Source organism: Cytobacillus sp. ABV4_503 (assembly GCF_056158445.1).
Genome location: NZ_JBSWTH010000001.1, coordinates 53,927 through 77,719 on the forward strand (window position 1 = coordinate 53,927; position 23,793 = coordinate 77,719).

The 23,793-nt window shown below is 46.0% G+C and carries 18 protein-coding genes, 3 rRNA genes and 1 riboswitch; of the genes, 19 read left to right on the forward strand and 2 right to left on the reverse strand.

Going from position 1 to position 23,793, the window contains the following annotated elements; genetic code table 11:
* Positions 1-257 precede the first annotated feature (257 nt).
* The 17 genes from ACXAD1_RS00260 (at position 258) to purD (ending at position 20,208) form a co-directional block, all read left to right on the forward strand.
* Positions 258-1,807: ribosomal RNA gene (locus ACXAD1_RS00260) — 16S ribosomal RNA — on the forward strand.
* 306 nt (positions 1,808-2,113) lie between these two features.
* Positions 2,114-5,049 (forward strand): 23S ribosomal RNA (locus ACXAD1_RS00265).
* A gap of 202 nt (positions 5,050-5,251) precedes the next feature.
* Positions 5,252-5,368, forward strand: a 5S ribosomal RNA gene (gene rrf, locus ACXAD1_RS00270).
* The 16S, 23S and 5S rRNA genes sit together here, the layout of an rRNA operon.
* A gap of 600 nt (positions 5,369-5,968) precedes the next feature.
* The gene (locus ACXAD1_RS00275; RefSeq protein WP_053433027.1) at positions 5,969-6,511 is read left to right on the forward strand and encodes a DUF2179 domain-containing protein; all 543 of its coding nucleotides are present in this window, start codon (positions 5,969-5,971) and stop codon (positions 6,509-6,511) included.
* Complete coding sequence (locus ACXAD1_RS00280) at positions 6,508-6,714, forward strand: NETI motif-containing protein (protein ID WP_206846142.1); 207 nt, start codon at positions 6,508-6,510, stop codon at positions 6,712-6,714. The genes ACXAD1_RS00275 and ACXAD1_RS00280 overlap by 4 nt, the downstream gene beginning before the upstream one ends.
* A gap of 88 nt (positions 6,715-6,802) precedes the next feature.
* Positions 6,803-6,904: riboswitch (purine riboswitch) on the forward strand.
* 139 nt (positions 6,905-7,043) lie between these two features.
* Positions 7,044-7,532, forward strand: a complete 489-nt coding sequence (gene purE / locus ACXAD1_RS00285; RefSeq protein ID WP_206846136.1) for a 5-(carboxyamino)imidazole ribonucleotide mutase — start codon at positions 7,044-7,046, stop codon at positions 7,530-7,532.
* Positions 7,519-8,673, forward strand: a complete 1,155-nt coding sequence (purK, locus tag ACXAD1_RS00290) for a 5-(carboxyamino)imidazole ribonucleotide synthase (RefSeq protein ID WP_206846146.1) — start codon at positions 7,519-7,521, stop codon at positions 8,671-8,673. The genes purE and purK overlap by 14 nt, the downstream gene beginning before the upstream one ends.
* A 3-nt stretch (positions 8,674-8,676) precedes the next feature.
* The gene (purB, locus tag ACXAD1_RS00295) at positions 8,677-9,969 is read left to right on the forward strand and encodes an adenylosuccinate lyase (protein WP_248349436.1); all 1,293 of its coding nucleotides are present in this window, start codon (positions 8,677-8,679) and stop codon (positions 9,967-9,969) included.
* A gap of 115 nt (positions 9,970-10,084) precedes the next feature.
* On the forward strand, positions 10,085-10,810 hold the full coding sequence (purC, locus tag ACXAD1_RS00300; RefSeq protein ID WP_206846130.1) for a phosphoribosylaminoimidazolesuccinocarboxamide synthase: 726 nt from the start codon (positions 10,085-10,087) through the stop codon (positions 10,808-10,810).
* Positions 10,798-11,052 (forward strand): phosphoribosylformylglycinamidine synthase subunit PurS, encoded by a 255-nt coding sequence (purS, locus tag ACXAD1_RS00305; RefSeq protein ID WP_009336741.1) that lies wholly within the window; start codon positions 10,798-10,800, stop codon positions 11,050-11,052. Before purC ends, purS begins: the two co-directional genes overlap by 13 nt.
* A complete protein-coding gene (purQ, locus tag ACXAD1_RS00310) occupies positions 11,049-11,735 on the forward strand; it encodes a phosphoribosylformylglycinamidine synthase subunit PurQ (RefSeq protein WP_206846128.1) in 687 nt (228 codons plus the stop codon). The genes purS and purQ overlap by 4 nt, the downstream gene beginning before the upstream one ends.
* Positions 11,719-13,935 carry a phosphoribosylformylglycinamidine synthase subunit PurL gene (gene purL / locus ACXAD1_RS00315; RefSeq protein ID WP_370224006.1) on the forward strand — a complete coding sequence of 739 codons (2,217 nt, stop codon included), beginning with the start codon at positions 11,719-11,721 and terminating at the stop codon, positions 13,933-13,935. The genes purQ and purL overlap by 17 nt, the downstream gene beginning before the upstream one ends.
* Positions 13,920-15,317: an amidophosphoribosyltransferase gene (gene purF / locus ACXAD1_RS00320; protein ID WP_206846124.1), complete on the forward strand. Its 1,398-nt coding sequence runs from the start codon at positions 13,920-13,922 to the stop codon at positions 15,315-15,317. Before purL ends, purF begins: the two co-directional genes overlap by 16 nt.
* Positions 15,318-15,554: 237 nt before the next feature.
* Positions 15,555-16,580 carry a phosphoribosylformylglycinamidine cyclo-ligase gene (gene purM, locus ACXAD1_RS00325; RefSeq protein ID WP_206846123.1) on the forward strand — a complete coding sequence of 342 codons (1,026 nt, stop codon included), beginning with the start codon at positions 15,555-15,557 and terminating at the stop codon, positions 16,578-16,580.
* 13 nt (positions 16,581-16,593) lie between these two features.
* Positions 16,594-17,175: a phosphoribosylglycinamide formyltransferase gene (purN, locus tag ACXAD1_RS00330; RefSeq protein WP_370224004.1), complete on the forward strand. Its 582-nt coding sequence runs from the start codon at positions 16,594-16,596 to the stop codon at positions 17,173-17,175.
* A gap of 34 nt (positions 17,176-17,209) precedes the next feature.
* The gene (purH, locus tag ACXAD1_RS00335) at positions 17,210-18,745 is read left to right on the forward strand and encodes a bifunctional phosphoribosylaminoimidazolecarboxamide formyltransferase/IMP cyclohydrolase (RefSeq protein ID WP_474909156.1); all 1,536 of its coding nucleotides are present in this window, start codon (positions 17,210-17,212) and stop codon (positions 18,743-18,745) included.
* A 194-nt stretch (positions 18,746-18,939) separates the two neighbouring features.
* Positions 18,940-20,208: a phosphoribosylamine--glycine ligase gene (gene purD, locus ACXAD1_RS00340; RefSeq protein ID WP_474909157.1), complete on the forward strand. Its 1,269-nt coding sequence runs from the start codon at positions 18,940-18,942 to the stop codon at positions 20,206-20,208.
* Here the strand turns inward: purD and ACXAD1_RS00345 are convergent.
* Together ACXAD1_RS00345 and ACXAD1_RS00350 are read right to left on the reverse strand one after the other, a co-directional pair.
* The gene (locus ACXAD1_RS00345) at positions 20,186-20,332 is read right to left on the reverse strand and encodes an EYxxD motif small membrane protein (protein ID WP_342025880.1); all 147 of its coding nucleotides are present in this window, start codon (positions 20,330-20,332) and stop codon (positions 20,186-20,188) included. The two genes, purD and ACXAD1_RS00345, sit on opposite strands and share 23 nt — an antisense overlap.
* 27 nt (positions 20,333-20,359) lie before the next feature.
* Complete coding sequence (locus ACXAD1_RS00350; RefSeq protein ID WP_206846118.1) at positions 20,360-20,650, reverse strand: YgaP family membrane protein; 291 nt, start codon at positions 20,648-20,650, stop codon at positions 20,360-20,362.
* Between the two features lie 194 nt (positions 20,651-20,844).
* Here ACXAD1_RS00350 and ACXAD1_RS00355 point away from each other — a divergent pair, with 194 nt between their 5' ends.
* The gene (locus tag ACXAD1_RS00355) at positions 20,845-22,587 is read left to right on the forward strand and encodes an adenine deaminase C-terminal domain-containing protein (protein ID WP_474911265.1); all 1,743 of its coding nucleotides are present in this window, start codon (positions 20,845-20,847) and stop codon (positions 22,585-22,587) included.
* A 92-nt stretch (positions 22,588-22,679) separates the two neighbouring features.
* Positions 22,680-23,738 carry a DUF3048 domain-containing protein gene (locus ACXAD1_RS00360; RefSeq protein WP_206846117.1) on the forward strand — a complete coding sequence of 353 codons (1,059 nt, stop codon included), beginning with the start codon at positions 22,680-22,682 and terminating at the stop codon, positions 23,736-23,738.
* Positions 23,739-23,793 lie beyond the last annotated feature (55 nt).

The window sequence follows — 23,793 nt, forward strand, 5'->3', positions numbered from 1 at the left end:
TAAAATCTTTTTTTGTTTTTTTGAATAACTTGTTGACCTTCTGGGCAATAGGTGATATTATAGAAAAACAGTCGCTTGAGACGTTAACAAGATTTGAAAGTTTTAAAAAAAGTTGTTGACGAAGTGATTGAGAAATGATATATTAATAAAGTCGCTTCTGAGCGGCGGATTGATCTTTGAAAACTGAACGAACAAAAACGTCAACGTTAATTCTTTAGTCTTTTTTGAAAAGACAACTTATGAGCTTAATCAACTCTTATATGGAGAGTTTGATCCTGGCTCAGGACGAACGCTGGCGGCGTGCCTAATACATGCAAGTCGAGCGGACAGATGGGAGCTTGCTCCCTGAAGTCAGCGGCGGACGGGTGAGTAACACGTGGGCAACCTGCCTGTAAGACTGGGATAACTCCGGGAAACCGGGGCTAATACCGGATGATTCTTTCCCTCACATGAGGGAAAGCTGAAAGATGGTTTCGGCTATCACTTACAGATGGGCCCGCGGCGCATTAGCTAGTTGGTGAGGTAACGGCTCACCAAGGCGACGATGCGTAGCCGACCTGAGAGGGTGATCGGCCACACTGGGACTGAGACACGGCCCAGACTCCTACGGGAGGCAGCAGTAGGGAATCTTCCGCAATGGACGAAAGTCTGACGGAGCAACGCCGCGTGAGTGATGAAGGTTTTCGGATCGTAAAACTCTGTTGTTAGGGAAGAACAAGTACCGGAGTAACTGCCGGTACCTTGACGGTACCTAACCAGAAAGCCACGGCTAACTACGTGCCAGCAGCCGCGGTAATACGTAGGTGGCAAGCGTTGTCCGGAATTATTGGGCGTAAAGCGCGCGCAGGCGGTTCCTTAAGTCTGATGTGAAAGCCCCCGGCTCAACCGGGGAGGGTCATTGGAAACTGGGGAACTTGAGTGCAGAAGAGAAGAGTGGAATTCCACGTGTAGCGGTGAAATGCGTAGAGATGTGGAGGAACACCAGTGGCGAAGGCGACTCTTTGGTCTGTAACTGACGCTGAGGCGCGAAAGCGTGGGGAGCAAACAGGATTAGATACCCTGGTAGTCCACGCCGTAAACGATGAGTGCTAAGTGTTAGAGGGTTTCCGCCCTTTAGTGCTGCAGCAAACGCATTAAGCACTCCGCCTGGGGAGTACGGCCGCAAGGCTGAAACTCAAAGGAATTGACGGGGGCCCGCACAAGCGGTGGAGCATGTGGTTTAATTCGAAGCAACGCGAAGAACCTTACCAGGTCTTGACATCTCCTGACAACCCTAGAGATAGGGCGTTCCCCTTCGGGGGACAGGATGACAGGTGGTGCATGGTTGTCGTCAGCTCGTGTCGTGAGATGTTGGGTTAAGTCCCGCAACGAGCGCAACCCTTGATCTTAGTTGCCAGCATTCAGTTGGGCACTCTAAGGTGACTGCCGGTGACAAACCGGAGGAAGGTGGGGATGACGTCAAATCATCATGCCCCTTATGACCTGGGCTACACACGTGCTACAATGGATGGTACAAAGGGCTGCGAAACCGCGAGGTTAAGCGAATCCCATAAAACCATTCTCAGTTCGGATTGCAGGCTGCAACTCGCCTGCATGAAGCCGGAATCGCTAGTAATCGCGGATCAGCATGCCGCGGTGAATACGTTCCCGGGCCTTGTACACACCGCCCGTCACACCACGAGAGTTTGTAACACCCGAAGTCGGTGGGGTAACCTTTTGGAGCCAGCCGCCTAAGGTGGGACAGATGATTGGGGTGAAGTCGTAACAAGGTAGCCGTATCGGAAGGTGCGGCTGGATCACCTCCTTTCTAAGGATATTTACATGAAACGTGACGTGTTTTGTTCGTTCAGTTTTGAGAGTTCAATCTCTCAATGAAAGAGTCGTTCTTTGAAAACTAGATAATGTTAATGAAGAAGCAATAACCGAGTAATCGCCATCTTAGTTTTTTCTCTTATTTTTGTTTTAAAACAAAGTAAGAGCACAAACCATGAGGGCAATGAGAAGCAAGAAGATCAAGGAAGCGACCGAACGAGCACCGGAGCGTACGAGAGTACGTGAGGAGCACAGTGACTGAGCTGACGCAGAGATTCGCCGCTTATCATTGGCCGAAGTAGGTTAAGTTAGAAAGGGCGCACGGTGAATGCCTTGGCACTAGGAGCCGATGAAGGACGGTACTAACACCGATATGCTTCGGGGAGCTGTAAGTAAGCTTTGATCCGGAGATTTCCGAATGGGGAAACCCCCTATCCGTAATGGGATAGGATCTTTACCTGAATACATAGGGTATAGAAGGCAGACCCGGGGAACTGAAACATCTAAGTACCCGGAGGAAGAGAAAGCAAACGCGATTCCCTGAGTAGCGGCGAGCGAAACGGGATTAGCCCAAACCAGGAGGCTTGCCTCCTGGGGTTGTAGGACACTCTACACGGAGTTACAAAGGAACGAGGTAAATGAACAGGTCTGGAAAGGCCGGCCAGAGAAGGTAAAAGCCCTGTAGTTGAAACTTCGTTCCCTCCAGAGTGGATCCTGAGTACGGCGGGACACGAGAAATCCCGTCGGAAGCAGGGAGGACCATCTCCCAAGGCTAAATACTCCCTAGTGACCGATAGTGAACCAGTACCGTGAGGGAAAGGTGAAAAGCACCCCGGAAGGGGAGTGAAAGAGATCCTGAAACCGTGTGCCTACAAGTAGTTAGAGCCCGTTAATGGGTGATAGCGTGCCTTTTGTAGAATGAACCGGCGAGTTACGATTACATGCGAGGTTAAGTTGAATAGACGGAGCCGCAGCGAAAGCGAGTCTGAATAGGGCGAATGAGTATGTGGTCGTAGACCCGAAACCAGGTGATCTACCCATGTCCAGGGTGAAGTCCAGGTAACACTGGATGGAGGCCCGAACCCACGCACGTTGAAAAGTGCGGGGATGAGGTGTGGGTAGCGGAGAAATTCCAATCGAACTTGGAGATAGCTGGTTCTCTCCGAAATAGCTTTAGGGCTAGCCTCATGTAGTAAGAGTCTTGGAGGTAGAGCACTGTTTGGACTAGGGGCCCCCATCGGGTTACCGAATTCAGACAAACTCCGAATGCCAAAGACTTATCCATGGGAGTCAGACTGCGAGTGATAAGATCCGTAGTCAAGAGGGAAACAGCCCAGACCACCAGCTAAGGTCCCAAAGTATACGTTAAGTGGAAAAGGATGTGGAGTTGCTTAGACAACCAGGATGTTGGCTTAGAAGCAGCCACCATTTAAAGAGTGCGTAATAGCTCACTGGTCGAGTGACTCCGCGCCGAAAATGTACCGGGGCTAAACGTATCACCGAAGCTGTGGATTGACATCTTTCGATGTCAGTGGTAGGAGAGCGTTCTAAGGGCGTTGAAGCCAGACCGCAAGGACTGGTGGAGCGCTTAGAAGTGAGAATGCCGGTATGAGTAGCGAAAGATGGGTGAGAATCCCATCCACCGAATGCCTAAGGTTTCCTGAGGAAGGCTCGTCCGCTCAGGGTTAGTCGGGACCTAAGCCGAGGCTGAAAAGCGTAGGCGATGGACAACAGGTTGATATTCCTGTACCACCTCTTTACCGTTTGAGCAATGGGGGGACGCAGGAGGATAGGGTAAGCGCGCTGCTGGATTAGCGCGTCCAAGCAGTTAGGCTGGTAACGAGGCAAATCCCGTTACCACACAGGCTGAGCTGTGACGGCGAGGGAAATTTAGTACCGAAGTTCCTGATTCCACACTGCCAAGAAAAGCCTCTAGCGAGGGAAAAGGTGCCCGTACCGCAAACCGACACAGGTAGGCGAGGAGAGAATCCTAAGGTGAGCGAGAGAACTCTCGTTAAGGAACTCGGCAAAATGACCCCGTAACTTCGGGAGAAGGGGTGCTCATTAGGGTGCATAGCCCTGATGAGCCGCAGTGAATAGGCCCAGGCGACTGTTTAGCAAAAACACAGGTCTCTGCGAAGCCGCAAGGCGAAGTATAGGGGCTGACGCCTGCCCGGTGCTGGAAGGTTAAGAGGAGAGGTTAGCGCAAGCGAAGCTTTGAATCGAAGCCCCAGTAAACGGCGGCCGTAACTATAACGGTCCTAAGGTAGCGAAATTCCTTGTCGGGTAAGTTCCGACCCGCACGAAAGGCGTAACGATCTGGGCACTGTCTCAACGAGAGACTCGGTGAAATTATAGTACCTGTGAAGATGCAGGTTACCCGCGACAGGACGGAAAGACCCCGTGGAGCTTTACTGTAGCCTGATATTGAATTTTGGTACAGCTTGTACAGGATAGGTAGGAGCCTGAGAAGCCGGAGCGCCAGCTTCGGTGGAGGCGTCGGTGGGATACTACCCTGGCTGTATTGAAATTCTAACCCGCGCCCCTGATCGGGGCGGGAGACAGTGTCAGGTGGGCAGTTTGACTGGGGCGGTCGCCTCCTAAAAAGTAACGGAGGCGCCCAAAGGTTCCCTCAGAATGGTTGGAAATCATTCGCAGAGTGTAAAGGCACAAGGGAGCTTGACTGCGAGACCTACAAGTCGAGCAGGGACGAAAGTCGGGCTTAGTGATCCGGTGGTTCCGCATGGAAGGGCCATCGCTCAACGGATAAAAGCTACCCCGGGGATAACAGGCTTATCTCCCCCAAGAGTCCACATCGACGGGGAGGTTTGGCACCTCGATGTCGGCTCATCGCATCCTGGGGCTGTAGTCGGTCCCAAGGGTTGGGCTGTTCGCCCATTAAAGCGGTACGCGAGCTGGGTTCAGAACGTCGTGAGACAGTTCGGTCCCTATCCGTCGTGGGCGCAGGAAATTTGAGAGGAGCTGTCCTTAGTACGAGAGGACCGGGATGGACGCACCGCTGGTGTACCAGTTGTCTTGCCAAAGGCATCGCTGGGTAGCTATGTGCGGAAGGGATAAGTGCTGAAAGCATCTAAGCATGAAGCCCCCCTCGAGATGAGATTTCCCATAGCGTCAAGCTAGTAAGATCCCTGAAAGATGATCAGGTTGATAGGTCAGAGGTGGAAGCGTGGCGACATGTGGAGCTGACTGATACTAATCGATCGAGGACTTAACCAAAACGAAAAGCGGAGGCGACTGTTCAACTTCGAAAGACGTTGGAGAGCCGGCCATTCAAATCCTGGTTTTGGGATTTGGAGGGACGGATCGAAACGGCCGAGAAGTTAGGAGCCGAAGCTAGACAAGTCATTGGTGAATACTCGGCAATACTTCTTCATGCATTATCTAGTTTTGAGGGAACGAAGTTTCTTCAATCAAATAGTCCGGTGGCGATAGCGAGAAGGTCACACCCGTTCCCATACCGAACACGGAAGTTAAGCTTCTCAGCGCCGATGGTAGTTGGGGGCTGTCCCCCTGTGAGAGTAGGACGCTGCCGGGCATATGAAAGAGCACCTGATGGGTGCTCTTTTTTGTGTGCTTGGATGAGTTACGGTACCCAATATCTTATTTGGATTCTTCTTTTTAATGGGAAAATAGATATATGCTCACATCGGTCAACAAATGCGCCACTTTTTCATGTTATGCTTCACTTTGGCACATATATGCGTCACTTTCACACGTATATAAGCCTAAATCGAATTATTTGTGCCACTCCCTTATATCACCGTCTGTTTTAATAGTCAAATCTATTCTCTCCAAATATAAATTGCGCCAAATGTAAATAAACTCCGAAACATGCTAGATAAAAGTGAAAACCTGATAGATAAACTTCTAGACATGTTAGATAAAACCCAATACATACTAGATAAACTTCAAAACCTGCTTGATATATATTTTTAGAACCTCACTCCTTCATTTAGCTTCAACGAATTCAGGCATAATTCAGCCGTTTCATCCCACTCAAAAAAGGATAACCTATTCATAAAGAATCCAATTTTCGAAAAAAGGTTATCAAAAGCCCATTTCTTTTGTACAATAGGGACTTAATGGGGAGAGGACACCCATGGGCCTTTTAATTCCCCGTAAAGGAGGACTTGCATTGCTGGAGAACAGTTTTATAATGGTCGCCATTATTTTGATCATTAATATTGTATATGTATCATTTTTCACCATCAGGATGATTCTGACGCTTAAGGGACAAAGGTACCTTGCAGCTTTTATAAGTACAATTGAAGTTGTCATTTATGTAATTGGACTGGGGCTGGTTCTGGATAACCTAAATGAAATACAAAATCTGATTGCTTATGCAGTCGGTTATGGAATTGGCGTTATTGTCGGCATGAAAATTGAAGAGAAGCTTGCTCTTGGCTATATTACGGTAAATGTAATTACAAAGGAATATGACAGGGATCTTCCAAAGGCTTTAAGAGATAAAGGCTATGGTGTCACAAACTGGGCAGCTAACGGACTTGAAGGCGATCGGATGGCACTGCAGATCCTGACACCGAGAAAATATGAATTAAAGCTTTATCAGACGATTAAAGAACTGGATCCTAAGGCCTTCATCATCGCTTATGAGCCAAAAACAATTCATGGAGGCTTCTGGGTGAAATCTGTTAAGAGAGGAAAGTTATCTCAATGAGCAAAGCCAAGAACAAAATGGTGTTTGAGGTCCAGGAAAACGAAACGATTGACCAGTGCCTGGACAGGATACAAAAGGCAGGATATATACCTGTTAGAAGGACTGAGAAGCCTATATTTAAAGAAGTTAAGACAGGCGGTAAAGTCGAATATGAACCGGCTGGAAGGCAGATAGTTTTTGAAGCAAAACTAATCGATAATTAAAACACGAACATTAATTGTCTGACTTTTAGTATTGTTCGATTTTTCGATTGACAGAGTATCAGGTATGTTGTTAATATGGTGGTAGTTAATAAAACGTGAATAAACCCCTCGTATAATAATGGGAATAAGGCCCATAAGTTTCTACCCGGCAACCGTAAATTGCTGGACTATGAGGGAAAGCTGATATGCCCGGCATGTAGAAGGAATGGTCCCTGCCGTTTGCAGGTGTCTTCCTTACGGTTCTTTTTAGCCCGGACAGATTACTTTCTCTCATTTTAAGAGAAGGGTCTGTGCGGGTTTTTTATATTGGAAGATTTGGAGGAGAAGGAATGAGCGCACAAGCAGCAGTCATAATGGGAAGTAAATCAGATTGGGAGACGATGAAGCACGCTTGCGGAATTCTGGAAGAGCTTGAAATCCCTTTTGAAAAAAAGGTTGTTTCAGCTCATCGGACTCCAGATCTTATGTTTGAATATGCTGAGCAGGCAAGAGAAAGAGGAATCAAGGTAATTATTGCCGGTGCTGGAGGAGCGGCACACCTGCCAGGTATGGTAGCGGCGAAAACGACACTTCCTGTCATTGGAGTACCAGTGCAATCAAAAGCTCTTAACGGACTGGATTCATTGCTGTCCATCGTTCAGATGCCCGGCGGCGTCCCTGTTGCAACGGTTGCGATTGGAAAAGCAGGAGCTACTAACGCAGGGTTGCTGGCAGCACAAATTCTTGGCGCTTTTGATGCAGCCATTGCAGAACGTCTTCAGTCAAAAAGAGATAAAACAAAACAGGAAGTACTAGAAAGCAGTGATGAACTTGTCTAATAAAACGATTTTACCTGGACAAACAATTGGAATTATTGGCGGGGGACAGCTCGGGAGAATGATGGCACTGGCAGCAAAAGCAAATGGCTTCAGGATTGCCGTTTTGGATCCAGATGAAGACTCTCCATGCGGACAGGTTGCGGATATTAAAATCATTGGCGAATACGGTCATTTAGATTCTATAAAAGAGTTAGCTGACGTCAGTGACGTTGTGACATATGAATTTGAAAATATCAGTGCGGAAGCTCTTGAGTGGCTGTGTGCAAATGCGTATGTCCCGCAGGGGAGCGAGGTGCTGGAGATCACCCAGGACCGGACAAAGGAAAAAGCAGCCATCCAAAGAGCTGGCTGCGAGGTAGCGCCATATGCGGTCATTACTACTGAAAAAGACATTTATGATAATATAGAAAAGCTTGGCTATCCAGCAGTATTAAAGACATCGAGAGGCGGATATGACGGAAAAGGGCAAGTTGTGATAAAGAGAGGGCAGGATATTAAGAAAGCTGCACAGCTTCTTGGGAATGGCGTGTGCGTCCTTGAAAAATGGATAGCTTTCGAAAAGGAAATATCGGTTATTATCTGCCGGAATATTTCGGGAGAAAAAGCGGTATTCCCTGTCGGGGAAAATGTCCATAAAGAAAACATTCTGCACCAGACAATTGTGCCGGCCATGATCACAGCTGATGCTGAGGAACGGGCAGTAAATGCAGCAAACCAGCTGGCAGAAGCTTTAAGTCTTGTCGGTACATTGGCTGTCGAAATGTTTTTGACAAAAGACGGACAGATTTACATTAACGAGCTTGCGCCTCGTCCGCATAACTCAGGCCATTATTCAATTGAAGCTTGCGAAACCTCCCAGTTTGAACAGCACATTCGTGCGGTTTGCAATTGGCCCCTTGGCAGCACGGAGCTATTAAAACCGGCGGTTATGGTAAACATACTAGGAGAGCACCAGGAGCCTTTAATTAAGAAAATACCTGAATTGGATGACTGGAAGATACACTTGTACGGAAAAAAGGATGCCAAATATAAACGCAAGATGGGCCATGTCACGCTTTTGCGGAACTCAGCCGAAGAGGCAATCGAAGAAGCAGAAAAAAGCGGCATTTGGACCCCTGTGAAGGAAAAGATCGGAGGATAAAACATGATTGAACGTTATACGAGACCGGAAATGGGAGCTATCTGGACAGAAGAGAACCGCTTTCAGGCTTGGCTTGAGGTAGAAATTCTTGCTTGTGAAGCTTGGGCAGAATTAGGAGATATTCCGAAAGAAGATGTTCAGAAAATCCGTGAGAATGCTTCTTTTAATATTGACCGCATAAAAGAAATCGAAGAGGAAACACGACATGATGTGGTCGCTTTTACTCGCGCGGTATCTGAATCCCTTGGCGAGGAGCGCAAATGGGTTCATTACGGGCTTACTTCAACAGATGTGGTTGATACGGCGCTTTCTTACTTAATCAAGCAGGCGAATGATATCCTTCTAAAAGATATTGAACGCTTTGTGGAAATCCTGAAAAACAAAGCAAAGGAACACAAGCATACAGTGATGATGGGCCGTACGCACGGGGTGCATGCTGAGCCAACTACATTCGGTTTAAAGCTTGCATTATGGTATGAAGAAATGAAGCGTAATCTTGACCGCTTTAAAGAAGCAGCTGCTGGTGTGGAATTCGGTAAAATCTCTGGTGCAGTTGGAACATATGCAAACATCGATCCGTTCGTTGAAAAATATGTGTGTGAAAAGCTGGGCATCCAGCCAGCGCCAATTTCAACGCAAACACTTCAGCGTGACCGTCATGCACATTATATGGGTGCGCTTGCGCTGGTGGCCACTTCAATAGAAAAATTTGCTACGGAGATCCGCGGTCTGCAAAAAAGCGAAACGCGTGAAGTGGAAGAGTTTTTCGCGAAAGGCCAAAAGGGATCTTCAGCGATGCCGCATAAACGCAATCCAATTGGTTCAGAAAATATGACTGGTATGGCAAGAGTGATCCGCGGCTATATGATGACTGCGTATGAAAATGTGGCATTATGGCATGAGCGGGATATTTCCCACTCATCAGCTGAAAGAATCATCCTGCCTGACGCTACAATTGCACTGAACTATATGCTGAACCGCTTTGGGAATATCGTAAAGAACTTAACAGTTTTCCCTGAAAACATGAAACGCAATATGGACCGTACGTTAGGGCTGATTTACTCTCAGCGTGTTCTGCTAGCCTTGATTGACAAGGGCATGACTCGCGAAGAGGCATATGACACTGTTCAGCCGCGGGCCATGGAAGCATGGGAAAAGCAGGTACAATTCCGCAGCTTGATCGAGCAGGATGAAACGATAACTTCCAAGCTTTCTGAAGCAGAAATTGATGACTGCTTTGACTATAACTACCACATTAAGCATGTGGATACCATTTTTGACCGTCTAGGATTATAAAAAAATAAAGAGGTAAAGAGCAGTCTTTACCTCTTTATTATCGGGAAAATTCCCAATCTTCTTAATAATAACGTCTAGCAGACATGCGCTATTCATATAAGGGAGGCTCTCCGCTATGGAAAAAGGAGAATTGTTATACGAAGGCAAAGCCAAAAAGGTTTATCAGACAAACGATGGAAATACCGTCTGGATTGAATACAAAGATTCTGCAACAGCCTTTAATGGTGAGAAAAAGGCAAGCATCAGCGGCAAGGGCCGTTTGAATAATGAGATTACGAGTTTGCTTTTTTCAAAGCTTCATGACCTGGGAATAGAATCTCACTTTATTGAAAAACTTTCAGAGACAGAGCAGCTTGTGAAAAAGGTGGATATCATTCCGCTCGAAACAGTGGTCCGCAATGTTGCGGCGGGGAGCTTTTCTAAGAGATTGGGAGTTGTAGAAGGAAAAGAATTATCGAGACCGATTGTTGAGTTCTACTACAAAGATGATGAGCTCGGTGATCCGCTGCTGACAGAAGATCATATTGAAGTACTTCAGCTGGCTGATAAGCAGGAAGTAGCCCTACTACAGGAAAAGGCACTTCAGGTTAATGACATTTTAAGAGATTTTTTCAATGGCCTTGGCATTAAATTAGTAGATTTTAAGCTGGAGTTTGGTAAAGATGAATCAGGCCAAATTCTGCTGGCTGATGAGATTTCGCCGGATACTTGCAGGCTTTGGGATATTGAAACAAATGAAAAGCTGGATAAAGATGTTTTCCGCAGAGACCTTGGAAATTTAACAGATGCATATGAAAATATTTTAGCGCGACTGGGAGGCCAAACAGTATGTACAAAGTAAAAGTTTTCGTCACATTAAGAGAAAGTGTTCTAGATCCTCAAGGAACAGTTGTAAAAAATTCTCTGCATTCCATGAATTACAGCGAAGTGTCTGATGTGCGCATTGGAAAATACATGGAACTGACAGTGGAAAAAAGCGACCGTCCTGTTGAAGAAGCTGTGAAGGAAATGTGTGAGCGCTTATTAGCTAATGTAGTGATTGAAGATTACCGCTTTGAAATTGAGGAGGCTGTTGCTCAGTGAAGTTTGCTGTGATCGTATTTCCAGGATCCAATTGTGACATCGATATGTACCATGCTGTAAAGGATGAGCTCGGAGCGGAAGCCGAATATGTCTGGCATGACGCGGAAAGCTTAGACGAATATGACGGAATTCTTCTTCCCGGCGGTTTCTCTTACGGAGATTATCTTCGTTCGGGTGCTGTCGCACGCTTCAGTAATGTCATGAAAGAAGTTGTGAAAGCGGCTGAAGCAGGAAAGCCAATCCTGGGCGTCTGCAACGGATTCCAAATTTTATTGGAAGCGGGTCTTTTGCCAGGGGCGATGAGAAGAAATGACAGCCTGAAATTCATCTGCCGCACGGTTGAGTTGAAGGTTGAAAACAATGAAACTATGTTTTCATCTGCATACGGAAAAGGCGAAGTAATTAATATTCCGATCGCCCATGGTGAAGGAAACTATTATTGTGATGAAGCTGTTCTAGCTGAATTGAAGAAAAATAACCAAATCGTTTTTACTTACAATGGAACGAATCCAAATGGCAGCCTGGAAAACATCGCAGGCATTGTCAATGAAAAAGGAAATGTACTCGGCATGATGCCGCACCCTGAAAGAGCCGTTGATGAGCTTTTAGGGGGAGCAGATGGCCTGAAACTTTTTCAATCAATCGTAAAACAATGGAGGGAAGCACATGTCGTTAATGCTTGAGCCAAGTCCGGAACAGTTAAAGGCACAGAAGGTATACAAAGAAATGGGTTTGTCTGATGACGAATTTGCGATGATTGAAAAGATTATCGGGCGTCTGCCAAATTACACAGAAATCGGTTTGTTTTCGGTTATGTGGTCAGAGCATTGCAGCTATAAAAACTCAAAGCCCGTGTTAAGCAAATTTCCAACAACAGGAGAGAAAGTGCTTCAGGGACCAGGGGAAGGAGCTGGAATTGTTGATATCGGCGACGGGCAAGCAGTTGTTTTTAAAATTGAAAGCCATAACCATCCGTCTGCAATCGAGCCTTACCAGGGGGCAGCAACAGGTGTCGGCGGGATTATCCGCGATGTATTTTCAATGGGCGCAAGACCGGTCGCACTCCTCAACTCTTTACGCTTTGGAGAATTGGATTCTCCTCGTGTACGGTACCTTTTTAAAGAAGTAGTCGCAGGCATTGCGGGCTACGGAAACTGCATCGGCATTCCAACAGTTGGGGGAGAAGTTCAGTTTGATTCTTCCTATGAAGGAAATCCGCTTGTAAACGCTATGTGTGTCGGCTTAATCGACCATAAGGATATTAAAAAAGGCCAGGCCCACGGAGTAGGCAACACAGTCATGTATGTTGGTGCAAAAACTGGCCGTGACGGTATCCATGGGGCTACTTTTGCATCTGAAGAATTAACAGACCAATCAGAAACAAAGCGCCCGGCTGTCCAGGTTGGGGATCCATTCATGGAAAAGCTTCTGCTGGAAGCATGTCTTGAGCTGGTCCAGTCTGACGCACTTGTCGGCATTCAGGATATGGGAGCTGCCGGTTTGACAAGCTCTTCTGCTGAAATGGCGAGTAAAGCGGGATCCGGAATTGAAATGAATCTTGACTTTGTTCCTCAAAGGGAAACAGGCATGACTGCATATGAGATGATGCTTTCCGAGTCTCAGGAGAGAATGCTGATTGTCGTGAAAAAAGGACGCGAGCAGGAGATCGTAGATTTATTTTCCAAATATGGCCTGGAAGCAGTTTCTGTTGGAAAGGTAACAGATGATAAAATGCTCCGCCTGACGCATCAGGGAGAAGTGGTAGCTGAGCTGCCGGTGGATGCGCTAGCAGAGGATGCACCAGTTTATCATAAGCCATCAAGCGAGCCGGAATATTACCGTGAATTCCAGTCAATGGAAAATGAAATTCCTGGGGTTGAAGATTATAAAGAAACATTGGTAAAGCTCCTCCAGCAGCCGACAATCGCCAGCAAGGAATGGGTTTATGACCAGTACGATTATATGGTCCGCACAAATACAGTAGTGGCACCTGGATCAGATGCTGCAGTCATTCGCATCCGCGGCACCCGCAAAGGATTGGCCATGACGACAGACTGTAATTCGCGTTATATGTATCTTGATCCTGAAACAGGCGGAAAAATTGCTGTGGCTGAAGCAGCAAGAAATATCATTTGCTCTGGCGGTCAGCCTTTGGCAATCACAGATAATCTGAACTTCGGAAATCCGGAGAAGCCTGAAATCTTCTGGCAGATCGAAAAAGCGGCAGACGGAATCAGTGAAGCATGCCGCACATTAAATACGCCAGTTATCGGCGGAAACGTCTCTTTATATAACGAAACAAACGGAACAGCTATTTACCCAACGCCTGTCATTGGAATGGTCGGGCTTGTAGATGACATTGATCATGTGACAACACAATCCTTTAAAGCATCTGGTGATCTTATTTATCTGGTTGGCGAAACAAAGGATGAGTTCGGCGGCAGTGAGCTGCAGAAGTTAACATATGGCAAGATTTTCGGAAAAGCGCCTGAGCTTGATCTCGAAAAAGAAGAAAAGGCGCAGGAACAAATTTTAAAAGCCATTCGTTCGGGACTTGTAGCATCTGCCCATGATGTGGCAGAAGGCGGTTTAGCAGTAGCAGCTGCGGAAAGCCTGATCGGTTCAAAAGGTCTGGGAGCGGATATGAAGGTAACAGGAAATGCGACTTCAGCTCTATTCAGTGAATCACAATCCCGTTTCTTGCTATCTGTAAAAAAAGAAAACCAGGAAGCGTTTGAAAGTTTAGTAGATGCGAAACTAATCGGTGAAGTAACAGAAGCACCTATACTTTATATCTCCAATGAAGAGGGCCTATTGCTTGCCGAACAAGTTGACGTTCTAAAGCAGGCCTGGAAAGGAGCTATCCCATGCTTGCTGAAATAAGAGGACTGAATGAAGAGTGCGGTGTTTTTGGAGTCTGGGGGCATCAGGATGCTTCCCAGATCACGTATTACGGACTTCATAGTCTGCAGCACCGCGGCCAGGAAGGCACAGGAATGGTTGTTACCGATGGCAAAAAGCTGAAAGGCATTAAAGGTGAGGGGCTTGTAACGGAAATTTTCACAGCAGATGCCATGAAGGAACTGGAAGGAAAAGCAGCAATCGGACATGTACGCTATGCGACTGCCGGCGGGGGCGGATATGAAAATGTCCAGCCTCTGCTATTCAACTCACAAAGCGGCAGTCTTGCACTTTGCCATAACGGAAACCTGGTGAATGCGACTGCATTGAAGCATCAGCTTGAAGGACAGGGAAGCATTTTTCAAACGAGCTCGGATACAGAGGTGCTGGCGCACTTAATTAAGCGTGCAGGCTTCTCTTCCCTAAAGGACCGAGTGAAAAATGCGCTATCCATGATTAAAGGAGCATATGCTTTTCTGATCATGACCGAAACAGAGCTGATGGTGGCGCTGGACCCGAACGGCATGAGGCCGCTCTCGCTTGGCAAAATTGGCGATGCTTATGCGGTTGCTTCTGAAACATGTGCTTTTGATGTTGTCGGTGCAGAGTATATCCGCGATATCCTGCCAGGAGAACTGCTGATTATTGACGACAATGGATTCCGTTCTGAAATGTTTGCAATGGCCTCTAATATTGCAATGTGCACAATGGAATATGTTTATTTTTCCCGTCCGGACAGTAATATCAACGGGATCAACGTTCATACAGCCCGGAAAAACCTTGGAAAGCAGCTTGCCTTTGAGGCGCCAGTTGAAGGGGACGTCGTTACGGGCGTACCTGACTCAAGCATCTCTGTCGCGATTGGCTATGCTGAAGCTACAGGCATTCCATATGAGATGGGCTTGATAAAAAACCGCTATGTGGGCCGGACTTTTATCCAGCCATCGCAGTCGCTTCGTGAGCAAGGCGTAAAAATGAAGCTGTCTCCGGTACGCGGAGTTGTAGAAGGCAAGAGAGTCATTATGGTGGATGATTCAATCGTCCGCGGAACAACAAGCAGACGGATCGTCACAATGCTGAAAGAAGCGGGAGCTACAGAAGTGCATGTGCTTATCAGCTCACCGCCAATTAAAAATCCATGCTTCTATGGAATCGATACATCCACAAAGGAAGAACTGATTGCAGGCAATCACTCTGTTGAGGAAATAAGAGAAATCATTGGTGCGGACACACTTACCTTCTTAAGTACAGAGGGCATGGTTAAAGCAATCGGCCGAAAAGATGGACAATGCCTGGCATGCTTTACAGGCCAGTACCCGACGGAGATTTATCCGAGCACTTTGCATCCATATGAAAAAGTATAAATATGAAACTTGGCCGGTATTTTGCTCTTTTTGGCCGGTAAATATAAAGAATTGGCCGGTAAATCATCATTTTTGACCGGTAAAAGCACAATGTTGGCCGATAAAATACAAAATCGGCCTTTATTGATTAAAAAAGTAACTTTGAATAACGATAATTGTCTAGCTCCAGCGCCTGCCCCCTCGAGGTGTCGGGGGTGAGCAAGACGCTTGCGCTTTTCAAATATGAGGTGAAAAGGAATGGCAAATGCATACAAACAGGCCGGAGTAGATATTGAAGCTGGCTATGAAGCAGTTTCCCGCATGAAAAAGCATGTACAGAAGACGATTCGTCCTGGTGTGCTTGGCGGTTTGGGCGGATTTGGCGGCATGTTCGATCTATCTGAACTTAATCTGAAGGAACCGGTTTTAGTATCAGGTACAGATGGTGTCGGCACGAAGCTGATGCTGGCTTTTATGATGGATAAACATGACACTATTGGGATTGATGCGGTCGCCATGTGTGTAAATGATATTGTCGTTCAGGGAGCGGAACCTCTTTATTTCTTGGATTATATCGCCTGCGGAAAAGCGGCGCCTGAACGGATTGAAGCGATTGTGAAAGGTATTGCGGATGGATGCGAACAGGCTGGATGTGCACTCGTAGGCGGTGAAACAGCCGAAATGCCTGGCATGTACAGTGAAGAAGAATATGACCTTGCCGGCTTTGCGGTCGGTGCCTGTGAAAAATCCAGCCTGATTAATGGTTCCGAAATTAAAGCTGGAGATGTACTGATTGGTCTTGCATCCAGCGGAATTCACAGTAATGGCTACTCACTTGTCAGAAAGCTGTTTTTTGAAAAGGCGAATTTGTCCCTAACAGATCATGTAGAAGAATTAGGCTGCACTTTAGGGGAAGAGCTGCTTCGCCCTACAAAAATTTATGTAAAGCCGCTTCTATCAGCTATGAAGCAGTTCCAGCTGAAGGGCATGGCACATATTACCGGCGGCGGATTTATTGAAAATATCCCCCGCATGCTGCCTGAAGGTCTTGGTGCCCAACTTAGTGAAAGCAATTGGGAGGTGCCCCCTGTGTTCACGATTATGGAGAAGATCGGCGGACTGGAACGCAAAGAAATGTATAACATTTTTAATATGGGAACAGGCATGGTGATTGCAGCGGATAAAGATAATGCTGATGAACTGATCGCCTATTTTAATGAAATTGGAGAAAAAGCCTATCTAATGGGGACAGTAACAGATCAGGAAGGAATTGAAATTCTGTAACTTGGAGGAAGTCATGAAAAAAATCGCAGTGTTTGCTTCCGGAAGCGGAACGAACTTTCAGGCCATTGCCGATGCTGTAAAAAAAGGTGAGTTGCAGGCTGAGATTGTCTTGTTTGTCTGTGATCGGCCAGGTGCATACAGCATTGAACGTGCACAAAACGAACAAGTTCCGCAGTTTGTTTTTTCAGCTAAAGACTATGCTGGCAAAGCAGAGTATGAAAGAGCGATTTTGCAAAGGCTGAAGGAGAACGGAGCCGAGTATATTATTCTCGCAGGCTATATGAGACTAATTGGCCCGACGCTTTTGAAAGAGTTTGAAGGCAGGATTATTAATATTCATCCTTCTCTTCTTCCCGCTTTTCCAGGTAAGGATGCAATTGGCCAGGCGTTGTCTGCCAATGTGAAGGTAAGCGGTGTGACGGTTCATTTTGTCGATGAAGGTATGGATACTGGGCCGATTATTGCTCAAGCGCCAGTTGATATAAATGCGGGTGAAACGCTGGAAAGCCTTCAAAAGAAGATACATGAAGTCGAGCACAGACTTTATCCGCAGGTTTTGCAAAATCTTTTCTATGCTAAAATGGTAGAGTGTTAAAGTATATCATTCAACAGAGTCAGGGGGAGCGAACATGAAGAAACGTGCATTAATCAGTGTTTCCGACAAAAATGGCATAACAGAATTTGCCCAGCAGTTAAGCGAACTGGGGTTTGAAATTATCTCAACAGGCGGTACAAAAAAAGCGCTGGAAGAGAGTGGAGTCCCCGTTATCGGAGTAAGTGATGTGACAGGCTTTCCGGAAATTTTGGAAGGGCGTGTGAAAACTTTAAATCCAATGATTCATGGCGGGCTGCTGGCTAAGCATGGCGAGCCAGGCCACAAACAGCAGCTTGAGGAGCATGGAATCCAGCCTATCCAGGTTGTGTGCGTGAATTTGTATCCGTTCCAGCAAACCATCGCTAAGCCAGATGTGACAGTAGAAGATGCAATTGAGAATATTGATATCGGCGGCCCGGCAATGCTTCGTGCTTCCGCCAAGAACCATGACTATGTAACAGTTGTGGTGGATCCGGCCGATTATGAAACAGTTCTTTCACAGCTAAAAGAAACCGGAGAGGTTCAAAAGGAAACCCGCCGCAGACTTGCTGCAAAGGTTTTCCGCCATACTGCTGCCTATGATGCGATGATCGCTGAATATATGACAGATTTGGCAAATGAAGAAACACCTGAAAAATTAACGGTTACGTATGAACTGAAGCAAACATTGAGATACGGGGAGAATCCGCATCAAAAGGCAGCTTTTTACCGTAAGCCGCTTGGATCTGAATTTTCGATTGCTAACGCTGAACAGTTTCACGGCAAGGAATTATCCTACAACAATATCAATGATGCAGATGCAGCTCTCCAAATTGTAAAAGAATTCTCAGAGCCTGCAGCAGTTGCTGTTAAGCATATGAATCCTTGCGGAGTGGGGACTGGGGAAAATGTATTCGAAGCTTTTTCAAAAGCTTTCGAGGCGGATCCTGTATCTATCTTCGGCGGCATTATTGCCCTGAACAGGGAAGTAGATGCTGAAACAGCGAAAAAGCTATATGAAATCTTCCTTGAAATCATCATTGCACCTTCCTTCTCAAATGAAGCACTTGAGATTTTAAAAGGGAAAAAGAACCTGCGCCTGCTGACTATTCCTTTTGAAGGCAAAAAGAAAGCGGAGATGAGATTGTCCGCTATTGAAGGCGGCTTGCTGACGCAGGAATATGATCTATTCACCCTTGATAATGCAGATGTAAAAGTTGCGACCAAGAGAGAGCCGACGGAAGAAGAGTGGAAAGCACTGAAGCTGGGCTGGAAAGTTGTCAAACATGTGAAGTCCAATGCCATTGTCGTAAATGATGCAAACATGACACTTGGAGTCGGTGCCGGGCAGATGAACCGTGTAGGCTCTGCCAAAATTGCACTTGAACAAGCCGGTGAAAAAGCGAACGGAGCAGTAATGGCATCCGATGCCTTTTTCCCAATGAACGATACGGTTGAAGCGGCAGCCAAAGCAGGCATCACAGCCATCATCCAGCCGGGAGGCTCAATCCGTGATGAGGATTCCATCAAAATGGCTGATGAGTACGGCATTGCAATGGTCTTTACAGGCGTACGTCATTTTAAACATTAAACGAAAAGCGGAAGCGCCTCGATCAGGGGCGACAAGCATAAGACGAGCTGTCGGAAAGGTGGCCCTTTACCTTTTTGGCAGGTTGGCTTATGACCTCGAGCCCCTAGGCGCTGGAGCTGGACAATACGAAAAGCGGAAGCGCCTCGATCAGAGGCCTTGCTATTATAGCTGACATTTTTACGGAGGTGGGCGTAATGAAGGTATTGGTTATAGGAAGAGGCGGCCGAGAGCATGCAATTTGCTGGAAGATGAATCAAAGCCCTTCAGTGAAACAGGTTTTTGCGGCTCCAGGAAATCCGGGAATGGAAGATTCAGCTCAGCTGATTGCCATCCAGGAACATGAACAGGAAAAACTTGTGCAGTTTGCTCAGGATAATAAAATAGAATTGACTGTGATCGGGCCGGAAGTACCGCTGCTTGAGGGACTGGCTGACCGTTTTGAAGAAGCAGGGTTAAAGGTATTTGGACCGAAAAAAGCAGCAGCCGAAATTGAAGGAAGCAAGTCCTTTGCCAAAGAGCTTATGAAGAAATATGCTATCCCTACTGCAGAATATGGAGTATTCAGCAGCTATGATGAAGCGAAAGCCTATATTGAAGCAAAAGGCGCTCCCATTGTTCTGAAAGCAGATGGACTTGCAGCCGGAAAAGGCGTAATAGTAGCCATGACTATGCAGGAAGCCTTGTCCGGGATTAAGGAGCTATTATTAAATGAAAAGTTTGGCCAAGCATCTTCAACGGTCGTAATTGAAGAATTTCTTGAAGGCGAAGAATTTTCCCTAATGGCCTTTGTGAACGGAGAAACAGTGATTCCGCTTGAAATTGCCCAGGATCACAAACGAGCATACGATGGAGACCAGGGACCGAATACAGGCGGAATGGGGGCTTATTCACCGGTACCGCATATTGGTGATGAAACAGTTGCAGCAGGTGTGGAAAAAGTTTTGAAGCCGGCAGCAAAAGCAATGGTTCAGGAAGGCAGAAGTTTTACCGGTATTCTGTATGCAGGTCTAATCAAAACAGCAGCAGGCCCGAAGGTAATTGAATTTAATGCCCGTTTTGGAGATCCTGAAACACAGGTGATTTTGCCCCGCATGAAGTCGGATCTGGCGGGAGTAATGCTGGCAGTCCTAAATGGGGAACAGCCTGAAATCGATTGGGATAAGGAAGCAATCGTCGGAGTGGTTGCTGCGTCTAAAGGCTACCCTGAAGCTTATGAAAAAGGAGCTGTCCTGAATGGGCTTCAATCACTTACAAATGTCTCCGTATTCCATGCCGGGACTGATAGAAACAGCTCAGGTGAATATGTGACAAATGGAGGCCGCGTGCTGCTGGCAGGCGCTAAAGCTCCTACTCTGAAAGAAGCACAGCAAAAGGTATATTCCGAGCTTGAAAATCTTCAGTGTGAAGGTGTATTCTTCCGCAAAGATATTGCCGATAAAGCTATCGCGCACGTCCTTTCTTAGTCTTCCGGATATACACAAACAGGAGTGCTACAATGCTTCCAATTATTGCTGCGAGGACGAATGTCATATCCATTACGTATTCCCAAAACATATTGTCAGCTCCTTTCAATTTTCCAGCCCCCATATAGGGAGCTGGATTTTTTAAAGAAATCTAAGATGGATTATATGGCAGAATTTCCTCAACCGCCTCATCATTATTGTGATTGCCTTCCTGCTTTTTCATTTCCTGAACCCTGTCCTGGCCTTTTTCAAAAAGAGCTGTCAAAGGGCAAAAGCGGACAATTCCCTCTGCCACCTTCATGCCTCCCAGCATGGCCATCATGAGGTAAGAGTCCCGCCAAGGTCTTTTCACAAGCTTTGAAGTGCTCCAGGCTAAGACAGTTAATCCGACTGTTATGCGTACTAGGGCATTTACAATGCCGATATTTGGTTTAACATTCATAGTTCTCACTACTTTCACAAAATTTTTACAATCTTTTACTGATTCTTTAATGCGTTAAACAGTGAAATATGTTACTATAGTAAAACAGGAGAAATGAAAGGGCTTTCTTTATTGGTTTAAAGCCATTTCACTCATTGATTTTATTCTAAAAACAGAGTCTTTTATATATAGATATCAACAAGGGAGGGAGTATGGTGCTGGAACAGCGTTACCGTTGGAAAAACAGGCACTTGCGTGAACACGTTTCCGTATTGGACGGAAAACTGTCACCGACGATATTACTAAAGAACGCTCGTTATCTGAATCAGGCACTTCGCAAATGGATAACAGCAAATATATGGATTTATGGCGACCGTATTGTTTATGTGGGCGAAAAACTGCCGGAAAAAATAGTACAGTGTGAAGTCGTTGATTGTACGGGGCTCACGCTGGTTCCTGGATATATTGAACCGCATGCCCATCCATTTCAATTATATAATCCCCATTCCCTGGCGAGCTATGCATCGCAGTTTGGTACAACAACCTTGATTAATGACAATATGGTGCTTGCTTTACAGCAGGATAAAAAGAAAGCGTTTTCTTTCCTGAAGGAAATGAGAAACATGCCTGCAACAACCTATTGGTGGTGCCGATTTGATGCCCAAACGGAAATCCAGCATGAAGAATCCGTATTTTCGCACGGGAATGTTAAATCATGGCTTGAGCATGATGCTGTGCTTCAGGGAGGAGAGCTCACTGGCTGGCCAAAGCTTTTGGATGGCGACGATATGATGCTTCATTGGATTCAGGAGACAAAGCGGATGAGGAAAAAGATTGAAGGCCATTTTCCGGGGGCATCTGAAAAAACGCTGGCAAAGCTCATGCTGCTTGGTGCTGATTGCGACCATGAGTCAATGACGGGAACAGACGTTTATAATCGTCTTTTACAGGGATATACCGTATCTCTCAGATATTCTTCCATCCGTCCCGATCTGCCGGTTTTGTTGGACGAGATGCATGAAATCGGCATTGATCAATACGATCGGATGATCTTCACAACAGACGGTTCCTTTTCCTCCTTTTATGAACAGGGAATTATTGACCATATGATCCGCATTGCCATGGATAAAGGAGTGCCGGTTATCGATGCTTATAATATGGCCAGCATAAATGTGGCCCGCCATTATGGAATCGATTATTTGCATGGCTCCATTGCGACAGGAAGGGTGGCCAATATTAATTTCCTGTCTTGTGAAAAAGAACCAACTCCATTATCTGTTATTGCTAAAGGGGAGTGGGTGAAAAGAGACGGTGAAAACCTGCACGCCTATAAACCTGTAGAATGGGGAGAATACGGCTTTGAACCGCTGGATATTGAATGGGAGCTGACTGCTGATGATATGCAATTCTCCATGCCTTTCGGGATAAAACTTGAGAATGCAGTTATTACTAAGCCATATTCAATCACGATTGATGTATCATCCGAAGAACTGGAGAAAGACCATGATGAATGTTTCTTCATGCTTGTTGACCGGAATGGATACTGGCGCATAAATACGGTACTAAAAGGGTTCTCGAAGAGCCTGGATGGAATGGCAAGTTCTTTTTCCAATACCGGTGACATTATCTTAATTGGAAAAAGCAAACAGGAAATGCTTAATGCTTTTAACCGGCTGAAAGAAATTGGCGGGGGCATTGTCATATCAGAAGGGGGAAGTATTGTCCAGGAGATGGAACTCCGCTTAAAGGGTGTGATGTCGCATAAAAATGTGGAGGAATTAATGGAGGAAGAAAAACAGCTTGTTCATTGTCTGCGTGATCATGGCTATAGACATGAAGATCCAATGTATACGCTGCTCTTTTTCTCTTCAACGCATCTCCCTTATATCAGGATTACTCAGCAGGGAATGTATGATGTAATGAATAAAACGGTACTCTTTCCAACGATAATGCGTTAAAATATAAAAGTGATGCTATATAATAGATATAAAAACTGCTCAGTGGAGCTAACATAGAAACTGCATCAAAGCAAAAAACACAGGGGTGCTAAATGCTAAAAAGATGGATAGCTGTATCAGCAGCGGCAATTCTTTTAGTTTCTGGCTGCAGTAAAGAAGAAAAAGCTGAAGAGCCTGAAAAGCAGGATACGGAAAAAGCGGAAGAGGCCACAAAAGGGATCAATTCTGAAAAAGAACTTCCATTTCATTATCCTCTCACAGGCTTAGGGTCAGAGGCCGAGGTGGATGGAAGGGCTGTAGCGGTGATGATCAATAATCATCCGAAAGCCCGTCCTCAATCCGGGATTAACCAGGCTGATGTCGTCTATGAAATGCTGGCAGAAGGGGATGTGACCCGTTTCCTTGCTATTTTTCAAAGCGAGCAGCCTGAAATGATAGGGCCGGTCAGAAGTTCAAGGGATTATTATATTGAGCTGGCTAAAGGCTATGATGGCCTCTATATTGCCCACGGCTATAGTCCGGAAGCTAAAGAATTGCTGGATCAGGGCTATATTGATAATCTGAATGGAATGCAGTATGACGGTACATTGTTTAAAAGGGAAAGCTTCCGCCAGGCTCCTCACAACTCCTATATTTCATTCGAAAATGTGCTGAAGGGTGCAAAAGAAAAAAATTATGCGATGGAAGACGAACCTGAATCTCTGGAATTTCTGTCGAAGGATGAAGCAAAGGCTATTCAGGGCGTGGATGCTGACTCTGCCATGATCTCCTACTTGGACAATGAATTATTCAATGTCATCTATGAGTATGACGCGGGACTGGAGAAATACAAAAGGTATTCCAATGGCGAACTTACAGCTGATTACAAATCCGGCGAACCTGCATTGCTTGATAACATCTTCATTGCAGAAGCAGACCATAAAGTGGTTGACAGCGCGGGCCGCCGTGATATTAACTTAACTTCTGGGGGAAAAGGGTATCTCCTGCAAAAAGGGAAAGTAACAGAAGTAGATTGGAAAAATATAGACGGGCGAATTCTGCCTATATTGAATAGTAAACAGGCTGGCCTAGTGCCAGGAAAGACCTGGATCAATATCGTGCCATCAAGCCCGGGCCTTGAGCAAACGGTTTCCTTTGAAAATAAAAATTAAAAATCTGTTGTTATATTTAAATCAACGGGCAGAATTCATGCAGCAAAATTTAATA